Here is a 20,514-nt window from a genome sequence, read left to right as displayed (position 1 = left end):
ATCTACAGTATAAAGCATCTACAACCTTAAAGCGTAAGCATGAATAAGAATGTAATTGGATCGAGAATTAGGAGGATGATGTATATGTCGACATACCCGACTATTGTAATCACTGGTGCTACTAACGGTCTTGGACAATTAGTAGCAATTGAATTAGCCCAACGCGGAGCGCATCTAGTCTTAACAGCCAGAAATGAAAAGCGTGCTGAAACGACTAAAAATGTTCTAAAAGATCTGGCGCCAAGTACAAAGGTAGACTTTTTTTTCGGGGACTTGTCTCTTATGAAAGATGTCAGGCGTATTGGTGATGAAATTAAAGCTAATTATCCAAAGATTGATGTATTAGTGAACAATGCTGGATTACATGGATTTGAACAGCGAATAACCTCAGAGGGTTTGGCAGAAATGATAGCCGTAAACTATCTTGCCCCGTGGCTGTTAACGCATACCCTACTCAATTCACTCATGGAATCCACAAATGCTAGGATCGTCAATGTGGCTTCTGAAGCGTCACGCAACCATGGCGAATTAAAATTACCGGAGGATTTAACAGATATATCTGCATTTACCGCAAGAGGCTCATCTAAGATATACGGAAAGACTAAACTTCTTAATATCATGTTTACAGAAGAACTTGGACGTCAGCTGGATGGAACCGGAATCGTAGTTAACGCACTTAATCCAGGATTTAACGTTACCGGCCTTGGCCGTGAGTTAGGATTTTCTTCAGTACTTGCAAAAATATTGAACGCTTTGCACATCGGAGACCCACGAAGAGGAGCAGAAATTATTATTCGTTTAGCAACAGAATCTCAATATCGAGAAGTGACAGGTGGATATTTTAATGTTGGCACTGGTAAGCCGATTGTGCCGACATATCCTGGTGGGGATAGCAAGATGCAACGCCTACTTTGGAGTACTACTACCGAATTGTTACGGCAAAAAGGGGTTATGGCATGAAATAGGAGCTATTATCAAATAATGCCCCCCAACGAATGGTTCATTTTGTAAACTAAATCTCTCTTTTAACCGATAAATACATATGCTGGTTCTGTACTTAAATATCTCCTTCCATCTTTACATATTCAAGTACAAACGTGTATTTTTCCTAAAAGGGGGCTTCCTATGAACTATCTAGACGAGCATATACTTAGCCTCAAAGCTAAAATGGTGGATCGGAAGACAGCTAATAACGATAATGTGAAATCCATTCCAGCTCAAACTCAGAAATCGGAACAGTACGGTTCCATGTTTGAAGAAACAAAGCTACTTCATATTGAAAACGATTATCTCGCATTGGAGCCCATTACAATACTACACGGAGAAATTGGTTTCTACATTCCCAAGTCCTTTACTCCTATGCCAATGGAGCAAGCTATAATCAAATATCCTTCAGAGCATCGACCAAAGGTCATTTATACCTCATCTGAGGAGACTATCAATATCACTTTTAATCCTACAGATACTGCTCTGGAAGCGGAAGAGCTGCCCGATTTTGTAGAGCAAATGGCGGATATTTTACGGTCTGTACAACCGATTCGCAACTGGTTAGGTACCGAAATGGTTATCAACGGTTCCGGACTTTCAGTTGGGCAGATTCGTTTTGTGGCGGCGGGGATCGACGGTAATCTATACAACGAAATGCTATTCTTCATCCACAATGGACGAGTTGTCATAGGTTCCTTTAGCTGTCTGGAGGTAGATCTCGAAATCTGGTTACCTGTAGCAGAATACTGGGTTCAATCCCTTTCTGTCCTTCCACCCTCCACCTATTCTACAAATGAGAAAGGAATGACTACACCATGAGTCTGGGATACGATCAAATTCACATTCACCCTTATGAACAAATGGACTTAGAAGAGCTCACCTTAACGAAAAAAGTTAACGAGCATACTCGGCTTTATTTTACAGGTGTTATCCCCGAAGACTTGCAAGACAGTTACGTGGAAACGACAGAAAAAAATACCATCATTGAAGTCAGTCAACAAGATGAGTCTGGCGCAAGCAAACCGCTATTTAGTGGGATTGCCCTCTCGGTCGAGGTAAAAGTCGTGCGAGGTGTGTACTATCTGGAGGTGGAAGCTATTTCCCATACGTACCGGATGGACATGAAGCAGCGTACTCGTTCTTTTCAGTATACGAAAATGACGATTCCTCAAATGCTGGAGCACATAGGTAAGGACTATGAAGGACTGGATGTGATCGACGGAGCTACTGGGGGAGAAGCCATCGGGCGGCTTGCCATTCAGTATCAGGAGACAGACTGGGCTTTTTTAAGACGCATAGCCTCCCGTTATCATACGAGTCTGATGCCTGTAGCCCGTTTTGACAGTCCCAAATTTTATTTTGGTATTGAGGACAGCCCTGCACAGGCGATACTGGATCATACCCGTTATACCGTACGTAAGCAATTGCTTCCTTTTCGTTATTTTCAGGAAAATGAACAGACCAAACTGAGTGAACACGATTTTATTTTTTATGAGGTAGAAACGGATGAGGTACTCGACTTGGGCGCTCAGTTGAATTTTCAGGGGCATAACCTGTATGTCATGGAAGCCTACACCGCCATGAGTCAAGGACTGCTGCGGCATCAGTATGTGTTGGGTTCTTACCAGGGATTTCGGCAAAAAAGCTACTACCAGGATAAGCTGGCAGGAGCCTCATTAAGCGGTGTTGTACTGGACGTACGTCAGGATCAGGTACGCATTCATCTGGATTGTGATGAACAACAAGACGCAAGCAAAGCACACTGGTTCAACTATTCTACTGTTTACAGTGGCGGTGGCCATACTGGCTGGTACGTCATGCCAGAAAAAGGCGATTCCGTTTCTCTCTATTTCCCCGGTAGTCGGGAAGAAGACGGCGTGGCAGGTAGTGCGGTGAGACGGGCAGATCGCAAGAGTACGCATAACCATTTTTCCAATCCACAAATGAAAATATGGCGTACCCCGCATGGTAAGGAAATTCGGCTGGGACCGGATGAACTGGTCGTTACAGCCAAGGACGGCGCTATTTACATCAAACTGGATGATAAAGAAGGCATTCATATCACCAGCAGCAAGCAAGTGAATATTTCGGCGGGAGGCAATCTCAGCCTGTCTGCGGGAAAGACGATGAGTCTGTCCGCAGGTAGTCAGCTCCGTATGGATTGTAACGGCAGTCATATTGAATTAAGCGGGTCAGCGGATATGAAAGGCAGCGAAGTGAAGTCAAATTAAGGATGATTAGCAATGGAAAAGCAAACAGATGTGTTAGATCAGCAACAAGCAGCTCTTCTACAGGCTTGGTCTCTCATTCGCAAAGAATGGGCGTTGAAATGTAAATCAACACAAACACAACGATTACAGCATATAGTAGAACATTTTCGCGCCTTTTGTGAGCTGGTTCGGCAAAAGCAACTCACAGGTCGTAAAGGTCATATCGGTTACATCACCTACTCCATGCTGCGCACCACATGGCTTGAACAGAAGCCCGTTTATCTTGTTGAAGCTACGGATGCCTTATGGATGCTTGATGCTGAGCCCGTTCAGTTGGAATACGATGCAAGTTGGATTTTTCTCTATTGGACTCAATTACATGAACAACTTGGGGCTGAAACCTTGAACCAGCAAGTCTCCCTTTCCGAACTTGAATTAGAGCAGATCATGCTGGAAGCAGCGGGATATCTTCATACGATGATCGTTAGTCTGGTTCGTCAGGCTATGAAGCAAGCAGTCCACCTACCAGAGTTTGAGGCGTTGGATCGTGAAGAAGCTTTTGAGATTCGCGTCGGAGAGTATATGGATCATAGTGTCTCCGTGTACCGGGAAGATCGAAGACCCGTGGATGCTAACATCATAAAGTCTTGGCTGGAGGAAAAAGAAGGATCGGCCTACAGCTACCAAGCACTGTCTCAAGTGCAATTGTCGGATGGAGATTACAGTTCCTTGGATTTTCGTTATACAGTCTTTCGCCAGATCGGGATGCAACAAAGCCGATTGCATCACTGTATCCTCGTAGGCACGGTATGGCAAGAAGCTCAGCTAGATGGAACCGACTTTTCGCACAGCCTGCTTCACGGAGCCGATTTCCGTGGCTGTTCCCTGCAAGAGGCTGTGCTGGACGAAGTTATAAGCAATAGCGAATATGGATCGGATGCTTGGCTGGATTGGGAACCGCTAGGATTGGATGGAGTGGATTTTACAAGAGCTAATTTACAGGGAGCTCGTTTTCAACATGCACAGCTTCAAGGAGCTACTTTCCAAGATGCCGCGCTGCAAAGAGCTTTATTTAACGGCGCGGATCTAACAGGTGCCTGCTTTGTAGGAGCCGATGTTACTGGCGCTTCGTTTATAGGTGCATGTTTAGTAAAAGCTAATTTTACAGGGGCAAAGCTACACCGGGCAATCTTTACAGATATCCAACTAAGCGAAGCCATTGGTCTTGCTGCTGTAGAAGCACCCCTGGCTACACAGGTAACAGATACAGTGAGTAAGGAGAGTGGGGGTAAATGAGATATTTTCGACTCATGGTGGACGAGCGCGTAAAGCATCGGGTAGAGACTGCGCCCCTGTCTCCCTTGCAGGTGGAAGAACTCCTTTCGGGTCATACCATTCAGGCGGAGGACACTCCCCAGTTTTTAGCAGTACATACAGATCCACGAACCGTATATCCGGATTTTCTGGAGTTCCCTTTGCCACTGGTTTCAGACTCCATGAAAGTCCTGTTGGAAAAATATATGCCGGAGCTGGAATGGAAGGTCGCTATACTTACCGATTTTCAGAAGGCCAGGCAGGATGTGTACTGGATATTGCGTCCACCTGTGGTGGATTGTCTTTCCTCACAAACCGAGTGGTATCCTGACCATACCTTGAAGCAGTTGGTACTTAAACACGGAAAAATCCAATCGTCTATATTTCGGATCGCCGGCTTGTTGGAAGCTCATATCTATATCAATCTCGCGGTAGCGGAAAGTCTGCTGCGTCGTCCATTTACAGGTGTTCGTGTGCAAAAAGTGGAGATGTCCACAAAGGAGGAATAATCCGTATGGAAGAAGCAAGTGTGCAGCCTGGGTCAGGTGCGAAAAAAAGCTATGTCGTGGCAGGTGCGATTTTAAGCTGTAGTTACGGTACACAGCCTACGCGTTTGAAGCGCCCTTTTAGCCACGGGGTGTATGTCAAAAATAAAGCCCAGATGAATATTGGAGATTATGTGCCTGGAGTGAACATAAAATCTTTTGGAAATTGCTCCAGTCCGCTGAATCCGGCTGTGCAAGCCAGTGAGATGGTCGATATTTATGGGGTGAAAAAGGCTCCGTGTATTCCTGTCCTTACGATGCCTTGGCTGAACGGGAAAAGTGACATGCGCATCGAGGGCCAGCCCGCTCTTACGCAGAACTGTACGCATCAATGTCTTTATTGCGGACACATACAGATCGAAAATGACGGTCAGGAGCTGGATTAATCAGTTGCAGCCTACCAAAATAAAAACAAAATGCGTTGGTGAGAGATTGGCTATCTTCATCACCAACGCATGATATAAGTTATCTTCAAATCGTTCGCCCGCATCAGGTACCACAAAAGGTTCGGTATGAGCAGTTGGATTCCTCTGGCAATGTAGAGTACATTTCCTGTTCGGTAGAGTAAGCATAAGGGTTCGAAAGAACTTTAAGAAGCTGCTCCATCACCCGGTAGTCTTCTCGTTCCACCGCAGCTTCCAGTGCTTCTTCTACCCGATGATTGCGTGGGATGATAGCAGGATTACTGCTGCGCATCAGCTGATGCGATGAATCTTGCGATTCCTGCTGTCTGTCCAGTCTCGCCTGCCACTGCTCGTGCCACTGGGTGAATTCCTCAGTGCTGAACAGAACCGTATCCTCCAGCTTGTTCAAAGTTAGGGCACGGAAGGTATTGGTGTAGTCGGCACGATGCTTCTGCATGATATTCAGAAGCTCCTCAATAAGAGATTCATCCTCCTGCTCTTCGTTAAAGATCCCTAGCTTCGCCCGCATTCCCGCAAGCCAATGATGGTGAAATATTTTTGCGAAATCTGAAATTGCATCCTCAGCCAGTGTGACAGCCTGCTCCCTGTTGTCATGCAGCAGTGGCAAGAGCGTCTCAGCAAATCTCGCGAGATTCCACGCAGCAATATGCGGCTGATTGGCATAAGCATAGCGGCCCTGCCTGTCGATGGAGCTGAATACCGTCTCAGGATCATAGGTATCCATAAAAGCGCAAGGACCATAATCAATGGTTTCTCCGCTAAGGGTCATATTGTCGGTGTTCATCACCCCGTGAATAAAACCAACCAGCTGCCATTTGGCAATCAGCTCGGCCTGACGCTTAATCACTTCCTGTAGCAGTGAAAGGTAACGGTTTTCGTCATTGGCAACTTCCGGGTAGTGTCTTTCCAAGGTATAATCAGCCAGAGTACGGAGATCTTGGGACGTGCCCCATGCTGAGACGTATTGAAAGGTTCCGACCCGAATATGACTGGCAGCCACACGGGTCAGAATGGCACCGGGCTGCTCGGTTTCCCGGATGATCGACTCACCCGTGGATACCACCGCCAAGCTGCGGGTGGTAGCAATACCCAGCGCATGCATCGCCTCACTGATGATGTATTCGCGAAGCATTGGCCCAAGTGCCGCCCGGCCATCACCACCGCGGGAGTATGGCGTTCTGCCTGAGCCCTTGAGCTGAATATCAACCCGCTCACTCAAGGGAGTGATCTGTTCGCCAAGCAGCAGAGCACGCCCATCTCCTAACATGTTAAAATGCCCGAATTGATGACCTGCGTAAGCTTGAGCAAGAGGTGCGGCTCCATCTGGAACCTGGTTGCCGGCCAGCTCCGTTACGCCATCATTCCTTTGCAGCGCTGTACCGTTCAGCCCCAGTGATGCTGCCAACGGATGATTAAAAATAATCAGCTTTGGTGAGCGGACAGGAGTTAGGTTGAGCTTTGTAAACATGGATTCCGGCAGACGAGAATAACTGTTATCGAAGTTCCACCCTATTTGATCTGCTATTTCTTTTTTCTCCGTCATAGTGTCTCCTTTTCTGCTGTGGTATCTTGGATTTTCCCCTTTTAGTTTTTACCTCTGTCCATTTATTATCCACTTTTCACCATGCTATTGTGCTTTTTAGCTTTTAACAACCTTTTTATTGTAATCGATTATCAAACATTAATTGTATTTGAATACCGAACGGGTCTTCAATAATACCGTAGGCTTGGCTAAACATATTATTAGATAAAGGCACGATAATTTTCACGCGATTATCTGTAATTAAGCTATGATAAAAATGTTTAATTTCTTCTAAGTCAGCACTTTGAATACATAATGAAGTGTTATTACCAACTGTATATTTTTCACTGGGATTCATTGTATCTTCTGCTATCATTACTTTTGTTTTTCCGATGGATAAGACAGAATGAGAAATATAATTTTCATTTTCATCCGTAATCTGTATGGAACTGTCACGTTGGGCCATGTCTTGATAGGTAACCAGAAACAATTCCTCTGCGTTGAAGTGTTTTTTGTAAAAATGCATAGCTTCCTTTGCCTTTCCGTTCATGGATAAGAAAATAGCTACTTCCAGTGTTGCACTCATGATATCAATCTCCTTTATATATAATCTTAGTCAGGATTTTGTAAAATCCTCAGGTAGATATCTTATGAATTTGATATATTCCCTTAAGCTTATTATCATATAAAAAGGTATCAAAACATGACACCTTTATAAGGAGGTTTAGATGAAGAAATCAGAAAGATTAAATGATATGATCAGATACTTAAACAGTCGAGAGTTCTTTAATTTAAATGACCTGATGGATAAATACCATATTTCAAAAAGTACAGCTCTACGTGATATTCATTCATTAGAACAATTAGGTATGCCTATTTTTTCGGAACATGGCAGACATGGGCGATATGGTATCTTAAAAAATAGGTTGTTATCTCCCATTATTTTCACGATGGATGAAGTATATGCTCTGTACTTTGCAATGTTGACGTTAGAAGCTTATCAATCCACCCCCTTTCATTTAAGTATTAATAAACTCAATGAAAAGTTTGAACACTGTCTTTCTAAAACACAAATAGACCAGATTCATAAAATGAAAAAGGTCTTACAATTTGAAGTATATCAGCATACTCATGTTAGTCGTTATTTAGATAAAATTCTAACAAGCATTCTTAATGAGAGTACCTGTAAAGTTAAATATGTAAAAAATAATCAGAAAAAAAGTTACTATATTCAATTTTTCAAAATTTCCGCTAAGTTTGGTCAATGGTATGCTACTGGCATAGAGTTAAATACGAATAAATATAGAGTTTTCAGATGTGATCGAATAACCTTAATAGAAGAAGAGGAGAGCAATTCTGACTTTTCTATAGATGAGCTCCTTAATCGTTCATTAGAAATGTATCAATCCGAGAAGAGCATTGACTTTGAAGTAGAGATTGTAGAACAAGCGAAGGACATTTTCTATAAAGAACATTATCCCTCTATGAAAATAGAAAATGGTGATAAGACAGTCATTAAGGGATTCTATAATCCTGGAGAAGAAGAGTTTATCGCTCATTATTTTATGAGATATGGTCATTATGTACGATCTGTGAAGCCTGAATCTTTAAAACAGATTATTAAAGAAAAAGTTGAGCATCTCTTGAACCACTATCAAAAATTATAAGATCATCGAAGGTTTGTTCAACATTTCCTCTACCTTTTAGCAAGGAAAAGAAGGATCAAGCTCCTTTTCCTTGCTAACGATGACATTTGAATTATGGCTTCCGTTTGGCGATAACAGCATAGGAGACCGTTCTTGTGAATCCAGTTGGATTCCATGCAGTAAAGAACCATCTGTCTTCCGCCGCAGAATAGTTATCGAGAAGAAACCCTTGCTGATTTCCAGAGAAAATCCATGAACCGCTAATCAGATTGTAGGCGTTACCGTTAATCGTAGTGCTTCTAAAGCTATTTGGGGGGATAGTAACCGCAGCGAAAGTGAAACGCGCAAATCCATCTCCAAGTTGAGTTACACGAATGGCTTTTTTAAGATTCATAACCACGTGACTTCTTTTTTTTAACTTTCTTCCCAACTTGGCTTCCGCATTTTTAATTTTCATTAAGGTTGCCTTTCTCAAAGAAATCATCTCCTTCATTGTTTTACTTATAGTTAATGATGGAGTAGATACTTTTGAATGGACAAAATCCCCGGTAAATTGGCTGGATTTTCTGGAGGTGCTAAAACAAAGAGCCCTTCCTTAAATAAAGGAGGGCTTGACACCGCTACTCTTATTATTTTCCGTTTCTATACCGATTTTGTTAAGCCAATACGAGTGATCATGGTGTCATACGGATCTAATTCCATCGTTTGTTTGCCATATTCCGTATCAACCGTCGTTCTTTGAAGTTGATCGCTATTGTTAATAACCACCAACATTTTACTTTCTGGATAATAAGCACACTCTGTATATAGGTTATCCGTAATATACTTCGTTTCATGTAACTCATTGCCCGCAAAGCGAATCATATTCAGCAGCAATCTTGTGTTCTCCCAGCTGAATTCGAATGAAGGAAGGTAAATTCCCTTTCCTTTACCGAAGGCATGTATAGACAGTGTTATCATACCACTTGCTTCCTCCACTACCACAGCTGACCCATCCGTAAGATAAATGCTATTCTTTGGCGTTATACTTGCCCCCTCAGGCACCAAACCATACTCATCCCTAACCTCATATGTCCATCTTCCATGACCTACCCTGGAGCCTGTATCCTCATCCAGTCCGAGAACATGCGCCATTCTAAAAAAGCTGTCGTGACCTTCTACCGCCGAAGGCTGATTGATGCCAATAAAGGTACCCCCCTCATAAACCCATTGGGTCAGTAAGTCCACACACTTGTTGTCATTCCAGTACTCCCCACCACTCCATGCTGAACCAGCAGAGCCGGCATTGATCACTACATCACAATCCTGTAGAATTCCCTGACGGATATCTTCAAAATTAATGAACTGCACTTCAACCGGCAATCCAGATAAAGCTTCATTGACATGAATCAAATCATGCATATACGTTTCATGGAAATGGCCGGACAAGGTCCACGATCTCAATTTCCCCCAGCTATGCAGAATAGCTACCTTCGTCTTCATTTGATAGGGTTTGCCTTCATGATGTAGTTCTTTAATTTCTCTAAATTCATTGGCAATCTTTTCGATATAGTCACAAAAATCCGGGTAAGGCTCTACAAGATGCAAATATCCCCCCAGCCCAATCCGGTCAATAGGCTCCCGCAGCAAGGCGCGCCGGATATTAATCCAATACTTTTTGGCATCCAGCGTGGGGTTTCCCCCTTCCATAAAGGTCGGAAGCCCGCCTAAGCCAACCGGAAATAAGTAAGGATGCAGCCGAATCTCATGTGTATTCACTTTTACACCTGAACACAGCCTCGCCTCATAACCTGAGAATACACATTTAATCAACCCGTCAAATCCAAACTCTTGAAAACGGTCATTGTAAGGCTCCATGCCAACCCAACTGTCATCATAGAAAACATAGGCCAGCTTGTCGTGCTTATGCACAATATCAATTAATTTCTTGCCAAATTCGATTACAAAATCATTGATAAATGCCATCCAATCCAGCTTGCGCTGCTCAGCCGGGATATGACTGACGCGGTATTTCCCGCCATTCACAAAATCCTCGGCAGTCATCGAATACCCGTATTTCTTGGCAAACAGATCAAGCGCCCTTGAGCTTACCGTAAAATCGTATGAACCCCAGTCTGAGAACAGATGGCGATTGCGCTCATTACTGCCCCAGATCCAGACGAAATTATAAAATAAGGAGGTAAACCGAACAACCGTGGTTTCCTTATGATGAAGACACCAATCTTCCATCCAATCCAGCAGATATTGTTGCGTTTCTGCATAGATAGGATCAATCTGCATCAAATGCTCTTTGTCCCAATGATTCGTGGTGTGATTGTACATGGAAATCTCTTCCCAGATCCGGTAGGCCATAAAGCTTACCGTGTATTTATGCCAAGGAACAATTCCGGTAATGACCACATTTCCGGATTCCCTTTCATAATTCCACTGTTCTCTTGGAACTTCCTCTCCGGTCGTTCTGTCAAAAACCTGCCAATAGTTAAACGCTTCTTTGGAATCATTCACTTTGAACTGTTCAGCAAAAAAATCCTCCATCAGATAGATGGACACATAATCTTGTACAGCTACCTTTGGATTTGTAATTAAAAAACACTGCTGCAGCTTATCCAGATTACGGGACGCCCACTCATTATGATCTCTGATGATACAGATTGTCGAATATATGCCGTACCCAGCGTTAATAATCTCATCGGACAATTGCGTGCCGTCACTATCACGGATGACATCGGCACCCCACCGTTCAGCTAATTTCAGGGTCAGCGCCTCATAACCGGATTCTCCCGGTAGTGTAAAGTTCCCCGTAGTTTGTTTGGACAACTTGCTTCCCTCCTAATTCAACATATCAGACAGAAAGGCCAATGCCAGGCCTTGACCCCAGCCCTGAATCCAGTCCTTTGGAATATTGCGATACCCATCCCGATCTTTCATAACCGCTGTGCCGCCCGACACACCTAGTACCCGACCGTCCTCGCTAATATGGTTCAAGATGCCCTCCAATGCCTTTTGCACGTATTTGGTATGCAGCGGATTGCCGTTATTGATCATGGCCGCCGCGATACCGCAAGATGCCGACACTTCTTCATAGGACTCCTCGTCATCCAGTACCGTCCGCCACAAACCATTCTCCGTTTGAACACCCTTTAGTGCCGCCAGTTGATCCCGAAGCGAACACTCTACGTCCATGCATTGCGGATACAAGTACCAGTCTTTTAAATGAATTTTGACTTGCGACATGGTATATGCTCCCCAAGCATTCGCTCTCCCCCAGAAAAATCCGGACATGTGATCCTGCTTGACATTATTGTAGCCATGGTACCAGAGACCGCTACTAGGGTCTTGCAGGTATTTGATATGCCAGTAATATTGATTTAAGGCGTCCTGGATCATTGCCTCATCCTTTAATTTGGTTCCTACACGCAGCAGAAAAAATGCCGCCATAAACAATGTGTCCGCCCATGCCTGTTCTGGAAAATCATTAGCCACGGATACCGTATGCTGCAAAACATGGTCTCCGAACCGGAGAGCATTGTTTTGGATGTAATCCACCTTGCTCATCACAATATCCCAATATTTTGGGTCTCCTGTTTCTTCATACAACGTGATCAGCATATGGCCCATAGCACATGTGTTTACCGTCCAGTGCGGCAGACCCAGCTCGATATATTCATCCGCCCACTGCACAAGCATATTTAAATACTCTTTATTTCCTGTTTTCGTATAGGCTCTGGATACACCATAGTAAGCCACACCGCAGGGCCAATCCCACGTTAAATCCATCGTCATGGTTTTTCTGACGACTTTGTCGATAACTTTTAATATCTCTTCCTTGTCACAAACCAATTGAAGCATCTTTATTCCCCTCTCTTAGCGCCCACGCTCCCAAAAGCACTTGAGAGCTGTTCGTCACTATTTTGAAAACGCTTTACTTATTCCATTCTACGCAGTAAAATAGTCTCCATCTAAGCATATTCGCAACAAAACTGCGCATTTCCAATCATTTATGTGAGGATTTTACAAAATCCTGATGTATATCTGCTGGTTAAAACCAAAGTCATGGGGGTATTGAATATGCCCAGAAAAAAGAAGCCCGTTATAGAATATCGACACTATAGCTTGCCCATAAATTTCCCTGTCTTGCTATTAAGCGGTGAACGTTGGAAGATTTCTGATATTAAAAGTGAGCATCTCCATTTCCATAACCATTTGGAGATTGGTATATGCTATTCAGATAGCGGCGTCATGGAGATCAAAGGAGAATCTGTACCCTTCAAAGCCGGCGATGTGACCTTCATCCCCAGGTATCTTCCTCATACCACGTATAGTTCGCCAAATACAGCCAGTCTGTGGTCTTATATCTTTTTTTCACCAGAGGATCTCTTTCAACATTCATTTAAAAGTGCTTACAGCAACTTCGAACCAAATTTGTGGGTGGTGAAGGGAAAAAACTGTATATTGAATAAGGAGCAGTATCCCAAGGTTTATACACTTGCAACTTCGATCGTAGAAGAATTAAAACAGCAGAATCCTTACTATCAGGAAAGTGCCTATGGCTTATTGCTATCCCTTTACATAGAACTCCTTAGAATTCATTCCAGGAATGAACTGTTGGCAGATCAAGAAACAGAGCATAGCCTGAAAAACGATTTTGTCATTTCTCCGGTTTTGGAATACATCACGAAAAACTATATGAACCCCATTACGATGGATTTTTTGGCCGACCTGTGCCATTTAAGTACAACTCATTTTCGAAGAAAATTCCATGAAATTATGGGGACGTCGCCTCTCGATTTCCTAAACAGCACCCGAATCGAAGAGGCTTGCAAGCAGTTAAAAAGCACGGAGGATTCTATTCTTTCGATCTCCGAACAAGTCGGTTTTCACTCCATTTCCAGCTTCAACCGTTGCTTCTCCAGGCTTATGGGAAAGCCGCCAAAAGAATGGCGTAAAGGGGCACAATCTGAAGCGCAATCTGCGAAAGCGTCTATACTGGAGTTTACGGGATGGGTTTAGCATAACAGCAGAAATAAACTTGATAAAACGAACTCAACATCATGAATATGGATTAAACCTGAGCCATATAAATATAGTCTGCATGTGGAGCCTAAAAATAAACGTAATGATGAAATCGGTGAATCTCACAATATGACAACAGATGTTATATTATACTTTGGTTGAAGTTAAACAAAGGAGATGCTTATGATGAATCAAGAACTAAATCAACAATTAGGTGAGATTATTGAGCAGTTCATACATTCATTTATAGCAGAAAACAATAACATTCGATCTCAAAAAGTAATCAACACTGCAGATGGGGATACAATAGCTCATTTAAGGGGAATTGGTTTTCCGAAAAAAGGAAGACCGATACAAGAGGTCGTCGATGAAATGAGGAAAAACGTCTATCCTCACCAAACCTTCATGCAACACCCTCGCTTTTTCGCATTGGTTCCTGGTCCAATGTCTCTTTACTCGTGGTTAGGAGATATCATGACTAGCGCCTATAATACCCATGCCGGAAGCTGGATGCTGAGTTCGAGCGCAAGCCTTTTAGAGGGGGAAGTGATACGGTGGATGTGTGACCAAGCAGGATATCCCAATACTGCTGGAGGCTTATTTCTGTCGGGCGGATCGCTGTCGAATTTGACCGCTTTAGCGGCTGCACGCAATGCAAGGTTATCCGAGCAGGAATATGCCATTGGAACTGCTTATGTTTCAGATCAAACTCATTCATCGGTCGCCAAAGGGCTACGCATCCTCGGATTCCGTAGTGATCAAATCAGAAAGGTTCCAAGTGATAAAAATTTTCGTATGGATGTTTCAGCCTTAGAGAAAAAAATAATGGATGATCAGGCGACTGGCATGAAACCTTTTGCGATCATTGCCACGGCAGGCACAACCAATACAGGAAGCATTGACCCGCTAAACGATATTGCTGACCTATGTGAAAAACATAACATTTGGTTACACGTGGATGGAGCTTACGGTGCATCGATTTTGGCCTCTTCGAAATATAAGCCCCTTTTGAGCGGAATATCGCGTTCAGATAGCATTACCTGGGATGCACATAAATGGTTAATGCAGACATATTCCTGTAGCGTAGTTTTAGCCAAAGAAAATCAACAGCTCAGAAACTGCTTCAGCACACATCCAGAATATTTGAAAGATGCCGAGACTAATGAAGAACATATTAATTATTGGGATCTGGGTCCTGAATTAACGCGGCCTGCTCGAAGTTTGAAACTATGGGTGACACTACAAGCTTTAGGAACTAATGCTGTCGGTGAAGCCATAGAGCATGGAGTTCAACTCGCAGAATGGGCTGAAGATGAAATCAAAAAACATAATCATTGGGAAATTGTATCCCCCGCTAAGTTAGCGATTGTTAACTTTCGATATGCGCCAACTGGATTATCTGAGCAAGAATTAGATTCACTGAATAGAAGGATCTCCCAAGAAATGACGACAAACGGATACGCCTCTGTGCTTACAACACAACTTAATGGAAAAACGGTTCTCCGAATCTGTGCAATTCACCCAGACACTACGGAAGATGAGATAAGGAATACAATTCAGCTTTTATCGAATATAGCAAGATCATTGAATGAGAGAAAAGTTTTTTTATGATGATAAATTATGAAAATGAAGTGCTACACTTTCTGTAAATAAATGAAAATGCTCAGCATTACGAAAATAAGAGGGGCACACCGCCCCTCTTTGCTGTTTTCCCAGACATCCAAATTATTTGCCAATGTGCAATGCAGCAACAATGAACAGCACTTAATCCTGACACGACGTGCCCCCATCAATGAAAGTTATTTATTTTCATAACGTACTACGCCGTAGTTCATAAAAATACTGCACAATGGGATGCTTTAACTTCATCTTCTCGGTCATGTTTAATATTCGTTTTTTTCCAACTCGTCTGTCCACTAAAGCTAGAATATTCAATAAGATATCATTACTCTCTAAGCTTTCCTCTATAGAAGTAGTTAAAAATTTATTAGCTACAATATTAAAATTAGACTTGCTTAATGAGGCCTGTGCTGAGAAAAGCTCCTTTGCATGTTCTGATATTTTTCTACCTCTTGCAATTACTTGTAGACGCTCCTCGGGAACGTTCCCCTTAGTATCTTTTCTGACCGTTTCAATGTCTTCATTGCTGATAGGAACTTGGATATCTGGATCATTCTTGATTTCCAACTCCGTCTGATACCATTTGATCGAACTAGTGATATCATTCATATTGAGTATGTTCTTCTTATCTACAGTTATATAACAGATTCCAGACTTATCAGGCAAATAACGGTAACTGGTCGCTCGGTATTCGACTCTTCCGTCTAACGCAGGACAGCGGAAGCTCTCCAGTTGTTGCTTCAATTTACTCCAGGACATATATCCTCCTATGTTTTCAATGCCTACTAACAGCCCGTCTCCCAACTTGGCAATTTAATTTCCACGTTCCTCTACCTCATCATGATCCTTGCTTCCAAACTCATCAAGCAATGTACGCACTTCACTTGTTGATTTGGCGTTCATTAAGCTGTTTCTGAGTTCACTTGCCCCTCGGAATCCACGGACATATATTTTGAAGAAGCGGGCGAGAGGGCTGAACGAACGTGGCTCCTGCGCTGAATAATGATCATGGAGATCTAGATGAAGCCGTAGCAGTTCAAGCAATTCCTCACTGCTGTGTTCCTTCGGCTCCTTCTCAAACGCAAATGGATTCTGGAAAATACCACGCCCAATCATAATGCCATCCACACCATATTGCTCAGCGAGCTTCAAGCCGGTCTGACGGTCCGGAATATCTCCGTTAATGGTCAGCAGTGTATCTGGTGCCACCTCATCACGAAGTTTCTTAATCTCCGGAATTAGTTCCCAGTGAGCGTCTACTTTACTCATTTCCTCTCTTGTCCGCAGATGAATGGACAAATTCACAATGTCTTGTTTCAAAATATGGGTCAACCAGTCGCGCCATTCGTCTACGGTAGTGAAACCGAGCCTTGTTTTTACACTGACGGGCAGTCCCCCGGCTTTGGCGGCCTGAATGATATCCGCTGCGATTTCGGGACGGCAGATCAGGCCGCTTCCCTTCCCATTCTCGGCTACATTCGCTACAGGACAACCCATATTAATATCGATGCCTTTGAAGCCTTCTTTCGCCATACCGATGCTCATTTCACGGAAATATTCCGGCTTATCTCCCCAGATATGGGCCACCATGGGCTGTTCATCCTCTGTAAAAGTCAAACGCCCGCGTACACTTTTGTTCCCCTCCGGGTGACAATAACTCTCTGTATTCGCAAACTCCGTAAAAAACACATCCGGTCTGGCTGCTTCACTTACGACATGGCGAAACACAACATCCGTCACATCTTCCATCGGTGCCAGTATAAAAAAAGGTCGTGGCAAATCACGCCAAAAATTATTCGTCATATCAAAAACTCCTCTATAAATACCAGGACAAATCTTTGGTCCCAAAATGGTAAAGCTAACCTGTTCATGTCCTTGCTTCTTCTTCACATATAACATGTTTAAGCAACGTAGTTCAAACGGCAGTATATGTTAAGCATAGACATCTAAATGAGTATATCATACTCAATAGAGGAGCATACTCCCCAAAAGACTCGCAAAAAAAGGAAGAGCGCCCGCCCCTCCTTGCCATCTTCTATAACGTACTGCGCCGCAGTTCATAGAAATACTGCACGGCATTACTTCCCCCAGCCTATGCCGTTCCCATGCGAATAGCTTAAAAAAAGAGCCGAGGAATAATATCCTTGACCCTTTTCGTCAATTTCTACACATGAATACCTAAAATTTTCAGCTGATGCCACACGAGCATATTTATCAACATCTACACGATTTCGGTACGTTTCGATAATCTTATTGATGTTTTTATCAGTAAGTTTGTTTTGATTTTTACCTTTTTCAAACGCCAATACACCTCAACTATTAATCTTTTCTGACCAATAGTGAACAGCACTCCACATGCACCGTATGCGGAAACATATCTACGGGTTGCACTTCCACAGTAATATACCCGCCATCCTCCAATATCCTTAAATCCCGCGCCAGTGTGCTTGGGTTACAGGATACGTACACCACGCGCTCTGGCTTCATCTCCAGAATGGTGTCGAGCAGGCGTGGATCACAGCCCTTACGGGGCGGATCGACAACGATAACATCAGCTGTGATCCCTTGCTCTTTCCATGCAGGAATGACGTCCTCGGACGCGCCTACCTCAAACTTCACATTGCGCATTTCGTTCAACAGCGCATTACTCCGTGCATCGTCGATGGCTTCTTTGACGATCTCCACCCCATACACCTGATCCGCATGCTGAGCGAGGAACAAAGAAATCGTGCCAATGCCGCAATACGCATCAATTACCGTTTCTTTGCCCGTGAGCCCGGCATATTCAACGGTTTTGCTATACAGCACTTCCGTTTGTACGGGATTCACCTGATAAAAGGATCTCGCGGAAATCGCAAACTGGACGTTTCCAATGTAGTCATAGATCACGTCACGTCCCCACAGTACACGAGTCTCGTCGCCAAAAATAACGTTCGTTCGCTTTGTATTCACGTTCTGGCATATGCTTGCCACGTGTGGAATATGCTCACGGATACTGCCGATCCACGCATCTGCATGCGGAATATCTCGCCCATTCGTGACGAGCACCAGCATCATTTCACCCGTGCGAAAAGCGGTCTTTACAACGACATGGCGCAGTAGCCCGCGTCCGGTTTCTTCATTATATGCACTGATGCCCAGCATTCGGCCAATCTCTTTCACACGTGCGACAACTTCGTCATTACGCTCATCCTGAATGAGACAGGTGTTCATATCCACAATTCGATGGCTGCCACGTGCATAGAAACCGCCGACAAGCCCACCCTCGGTAACACCAATCGGCACCTGGGCTTTGTTGCGGTATCGCCAAGGCTCACTCATACCAAGCGTAGGATGCACGACTACGCCTTGTACACGCGACATACTGTCGGCATTTCCATCCGCATTCATGGCCGAATCAGAAGCCTTGGCTGTATCGGCCTCACCATCTGTAGCCACACTCAGCTTCCCGATACGCTCCAGCACATCCACCACGTGTTGCCGCTTCCAGCCCAGCTGCGCTTCGTAGCTCATATGCTGGATCTGGCAACCACCGCATTGATCGTAGATGGCGCACGGAGCTGCAATTCGGTCTGGGCTAGCCTGCGCGATATCCAGCAGCTTGGCATAGCCGTACTGCTTTTTCGTTTTCAGCACCTTGACCCGTACCTTTTCACCTGGCAATGCACCCGGAACGAACAGCGTAAAACCCTCGACACGTCCTACACCCTCGCCATCGTGGTTCATGCCGATGATGTCTATCACGGCCTCATCGTTCTTTTGTACAGGCAGATCGCTACGCTCTACACTAGACCGGTTACGATTGGAAGCATCATGACTTCGTCTACCGTTGGAAGAACGACGAGTATCTCGTCCGTTCTTTCTCTTCTTCCGATCCGAATCATTCATATTTTCATTCACATTTCCATTTTTATGTTTGATTTCGGCTTGAAGTAGCCCATTTCCAGCTCTAACTTGAGACTGTTCTGGTTCGCTCTCTCTTGTCGCCTTCATAGTGTTTTGGTGCTGATTTCCTTGAACAGGAGTTGCTGTTGCTGCATTCCGGCGGCTTTTTCCACGTCCGCTACGGTTATTCGTCATGAATGTCACTTCTTTCTGATCTTCTTTTTATGCGGTATTTTCTTTCGTACGTCTAATTTGAACGGTCATCTAAACATACAAACATCAACTCGAAAATGCCGTTACTCCCCACGGAGAACGGCAAGAACCAATATGCTCACACAAAAAAACAACTACCTACTCTGCATTCCATATACTATATTGCGTTGCCGTCCGGAAGCAGAAATATTTCCTCATCATTCCTCACCGGAAAACATTCAAATGATGAGGTAAATTCCGGAAGGTCGCTGGCAAAGTGCCCCCCAGTTCGCCATCCAGATTAAGCTGGACATAGCCGGGTGAGGTCACTTCCATGTAATCTGTTTTGAAATAAACAATCTTCTTGTCCTGCAAATGCTCACCACGCAGCGCAAGGGTTACCAATCGGATCATTTCCGCCAGATTGCATTTCCGCACAGCGATGACGTCAAGCAGTCCATCATCTATTGTCGCCCCAGGAGCAAGCTTTTCAAACCCGCCCACCGAATTCGTATTCGCAATCAGGAAAAGCATAAATTCGTCGTGGATCACTTCCTGACCCGATGCCTTGATGATCAGCTCCTGTGGAGCAAGGCTGACCATTTTCTCCATACCTTTAAAATAGTACGCCAACTGGCCAATCATCGTCTTTAGCTTGCTTGGAACTTCATACGTAAGCTCGGTTAAAGTTCCCCCGCCTGCAATGTTGATAAAGTAGCGGTCGTTCGCTTTTCCGATATCCAGTGGCTTCGGATTTTGACGAATAACGAGGTCGCAATAATCCTCCCAGTGCTTGGGGATGCCCAGTGCTCTGGCGAAATCATTCGTCGTCCCCAGAGGAAACACACCTAGGGGCGGGCGGTTTTCTCTTTCAGCCATGCCGTTAATGACCTCATACAATGTACCGTCGCCACCAGCGGCGATAATCATGTCATACCCACGCTCAATGGCCTCTATTGCCGCACGTGTTGCGTCCCCTTCACCCGTAGTTGCATGGCAAGAGGCTTCAATACCACCTTCATCCAGGCGCTGCAAAACATCCGCAAGACGACGCTTCATTTCCTCACGCCCAGAGGTCGGATTATAGATTAATCTAGCTCTTTTCATTCCGTTACGCCACCCGTATATTTAATGATATTTATATTCACATCGCAG

19 protein-coding genes are annotated in these 20,514 nt (G+C 44.1%); 9 read left to right on the top strand and 10 right to left on the bottom strand.

The window, feature by feature from the left end:
• Positions 1-84 precede the first annotated feature (84 nt).
• The 6 genes from G9G53_RS20705 to G9G53_RS20680 all read left to right on the top strand — a co-directional run bounded on the left by G9G53_RS20705 (position 85) and on the right by G9G53_RS20680 (position 5,442).
• The gene (locus G9G53_RS20705; protein ID WP_029517098.1) at positions 85-960 is read left to right on the top strand and encodes an SDR family NAD(P)-dependent oxidoreductase; all 876 of its coding nucleotides are present in this window, start codon (positions 85-87) and stop codon (positions 958-960) included.
• 165 nt (positions 961-1,125) lie between these two features.
• A complete protein-coding gene (locus G9G53_RS20700; RefSeq protein WP_029517099.1) occupies positions 1,126-1,806 on the top strand; it encodes a hypothetical protein in 681 nt (226 codons plus the stop codon).
• Positions 1,803-3,218: a phage baseplate assembly protein V gene (locus G9G53_RS20695; protein ID WP_165149967.1), complete on the top strand. Its 1,416-nt coding sequence runs from the start codon at positions 1,803-1,805 to the stop codon at positions 3,216-3,218. Before G9G53_RS20700 ends, G9G53_RS20695 begins: the two co-directional genes overlap by 4 nt.
• 12 nt (positions 3,219-3,230) lie before the next feature.
• Positions 3,231-4,493: a pentapeptide repeat-containing protein gene (locus G9G53_RS20690; protein ID WP_029517101.1), complete on the top strand. Its 1,263-nt coding sequence runs from the start codon at positions 3,231-3,233 to the stop codon at positions 4,491-4,493.
• Entirely contained in the window at positions 4,490-5,020 is a 531-nt protein-coding gene (locus tag G9G53_RS20685; RefSeq protein WP_029517102.1) for a hypothetical protein, read from the top strand. The genes G9G53_RS20690 and G9G53_RS20685 overlap by 4 nt, the downstream gene beginning before the upstream one ends.
• A gap of 5 nt (positions 5,021-5,025) precedes the next feature.
• Entirely contained in the window at positions 5,026-5,442 is a 417-nt protein-coding gene (locus G9G53_RS20680) for a DUF4280 domain-containing protein (protein ID WP_029517103.1), read from the top strand.
• 103 nt (positions 5,443-5,545) lie between these two features.
• Here G9G53_RS20680 and G9G53_RS20675 read toward each other — a convergent pair whose 3' ends face one another.
• Together G9G53_RS20675 and G9G53_RS20670 are read right to left on the bottom strand one after the other, a co-directional pair.
• A complete protein-coding gene (locus tag G9G53_RS20675; protein WP_029517104.1) occupies positions 5,546-7,024 on the bottom strand; it encodes a protein adenylyltransferase SelO in 1,479 nt (492 codons plus the stop codon).
• 115 nt (positions 7,025-7,139) lie between these two features.
• Entirely contained in the window at positions 7,140-7,589 is a 450-nt protein-coding gene (locus tag G9G53_RS20670; RefSeq protein WP_029517105.1) for a VOC family protein, read from the bottom strand.
• 142 nt (positions 7,590-7,731) lie between these two features.
• Between G9G53_RS20670 and G9G53_RS20665 the strand changes: the two genes are divergently transcribed.
• Positions 7,732-8,670, top strand: a complete 939-nt coding sequence (locus G9G53_RS20665) for a helix-turn-helix transcriptional regulator (RefSeq protein WP_029517106.1) — start codon at positions 7,732-7,734, stop codon at positions 8,668-8,670.
• A gap of 91 nt (positions 8,671-8,761) precedes the next feature.
• Here the strand turns inward: G9G53_RS20665 and G9G53_RS20660 are convergent, their stop codons facing one another.
• The 3 genes from G9G53_RS20660 to G9G53_RS20650 all read right to left on the bottom strand — a co-directional run bounded on the left by G9G53_RS20660 (position 8,762) and on the right by G9G53_RS20650 (position 12,498).
• The gene (locus tag G9G53_RS20660; protein ID WP_238437976.1) at positions 8,762-9,133 is read right to left on the bottom strand and encodes a hypothetical protein; all 372 of its coding nucleotides are present in this window, start codon (positions 9,131-9,133) and stop codon (positions 8,762-8,764) included.
• 158 nt (positions 9,134-9,291) lie between these two features.
• Complete coding sequence (gene gnpA / locus G9G53_RS20655; RefSeq protein ID WP_029517108.1) at positions 9,292-11,466, bottom strand: 1,3-beta-galactosyl-N-acetylhexosamine phosphorylase; 2,175 nt, start codon at positions 11,464-11,466, stop codon at positions 9,292-9,294.
• A gap of 12 nt (positions 11,467-11,478) precedes the next feature.
• The gene (locus G9G53_RS20650; protein WP_069012888.1) at positions 11,479-12,498 is read right to left on the bottom strand and encodes a glycoside hydrolase family 88/105 protein; all 1,020 of its coding nucleotides are present in this window, start codon (positions 12,496-12,498) and stop codon (positions 11,479-11,481) included.
• Positions 12,499-12,717: 219 nt separating this feature from the next.
• On the opposite strand from G9G53_RS20650, the gene G9G53_RS20645 reads away from it, so the two are divergent.
• Both G9G53_RS20645 and G9G53_RS20640 read left to right on the top strand, forming a co-directional pair.
• Entirely contained in the window at positions 12,718-13,659 is a 942-nt protein-coding gene (locus G9G53_RS20645) for an AraC family transcriptional regulator (RefSeq protein WP_069012887.1), read from the top strand.
• Between the two features lie 189 nt (positions 13,660-13,848).
• Complete coding sequence (locus G9G53_RS20640; RefSeq protein ID WP_238796277.1) at positions 13,849-15,273, top strand: pyridoxal phosphate-dependent decarboxylase family protein; 1,425 nt, start codon at positions 13,849-13,851, stop codon at positions 15,271-15,273.
• 198 nt (positions 15,274-15,471) lie between these two features.
• Here G9G53_RS20640 and G9G53_RS20635 read toward each other — a convergent pair whose 3' ends face one another.
• The 5 genes from G9G53_RS20635 to G9G53_RS20615 form a co-directional block, all read right to left on the bottom strand.
• On the bottom strand, positions 15,472-16,041 hold the full coding sequence (locus G9G53_RS20635; protein WP_029517112.1) for an SF0329 family protein: 570 nt from the start codon (positions 16,039-16,041) through the stop codon (positions 15,472-15,474).
• A 54-nt stretch (positions 16,042-16,095) separates the two neighbouring features.
• Positions 16,096-17,085, bottom strand: coding sequence for a tRNA dihydrouridine synthase (locus tag G9G53_RS20630; RefSeq protein ID WP_013308869.1), 990 nt, complete (start codon positions 17,083-17,085; stop codon positions 16,096-16,098).
• Between the two features lie 275 nt (positions 17,086-17,360).
• The gene (locus tag G9G53_RS26940; RefSeq protein WP_425312655.1) at positions 17,361-17,588 is read right to left on the bottom strand and encodes an N-6 DNA methylase; all 228 of its coding nucleotides are present in this window, start codon (positions 17,586-17,588) and stop codon (positions 17,361-17,363) included.
• Positions 17,589-17,601: 13 nt separating this feature from the next.
• Positions 17,602-19,362, bottom strand: coding sequence for a 23S rRNA (uracil(1939)-C(5))-methyltransferase RlmD (rlmD, locus tag G9G53_RS20620; RefSeq protein ID WP_165149963.1), 1,761 nt, complete (start codon positions 19,360-19,362; stop codon positions 17,602-17,604).
• 222 nt (positions 19,363-19,584) lie between these two features.
• Positions 19,585-20,466: a diacylglycerol kinase gene (locus G9G53_RS20615; protein ID WP_013308843.1), complete on the bottom strand. Its 882-nt coding sequence runs from the start codon at positions 20,464-20,466 to the stop codon at positions 19,585-19,587.
• Positions 20,467-20,514: the final 48 nt, after the last annotated feature.

It is taken from the genome of Paenibacillus sp. EKM206P (assembly GCF_011066155.1).
GTDB classification, from domain to species: domain Bacteria; phylum Bacillota; class Bacilli; order Paenibacillales; family Paenibacillaceae; genus Paenibacillus; species Paenibacillus polymyxa_D.
The sequence above is the reverse complement of the archived record's forward strand: the minus strand, read 5'-3'. Positions and strand labels throughout refer to the sequence as shown.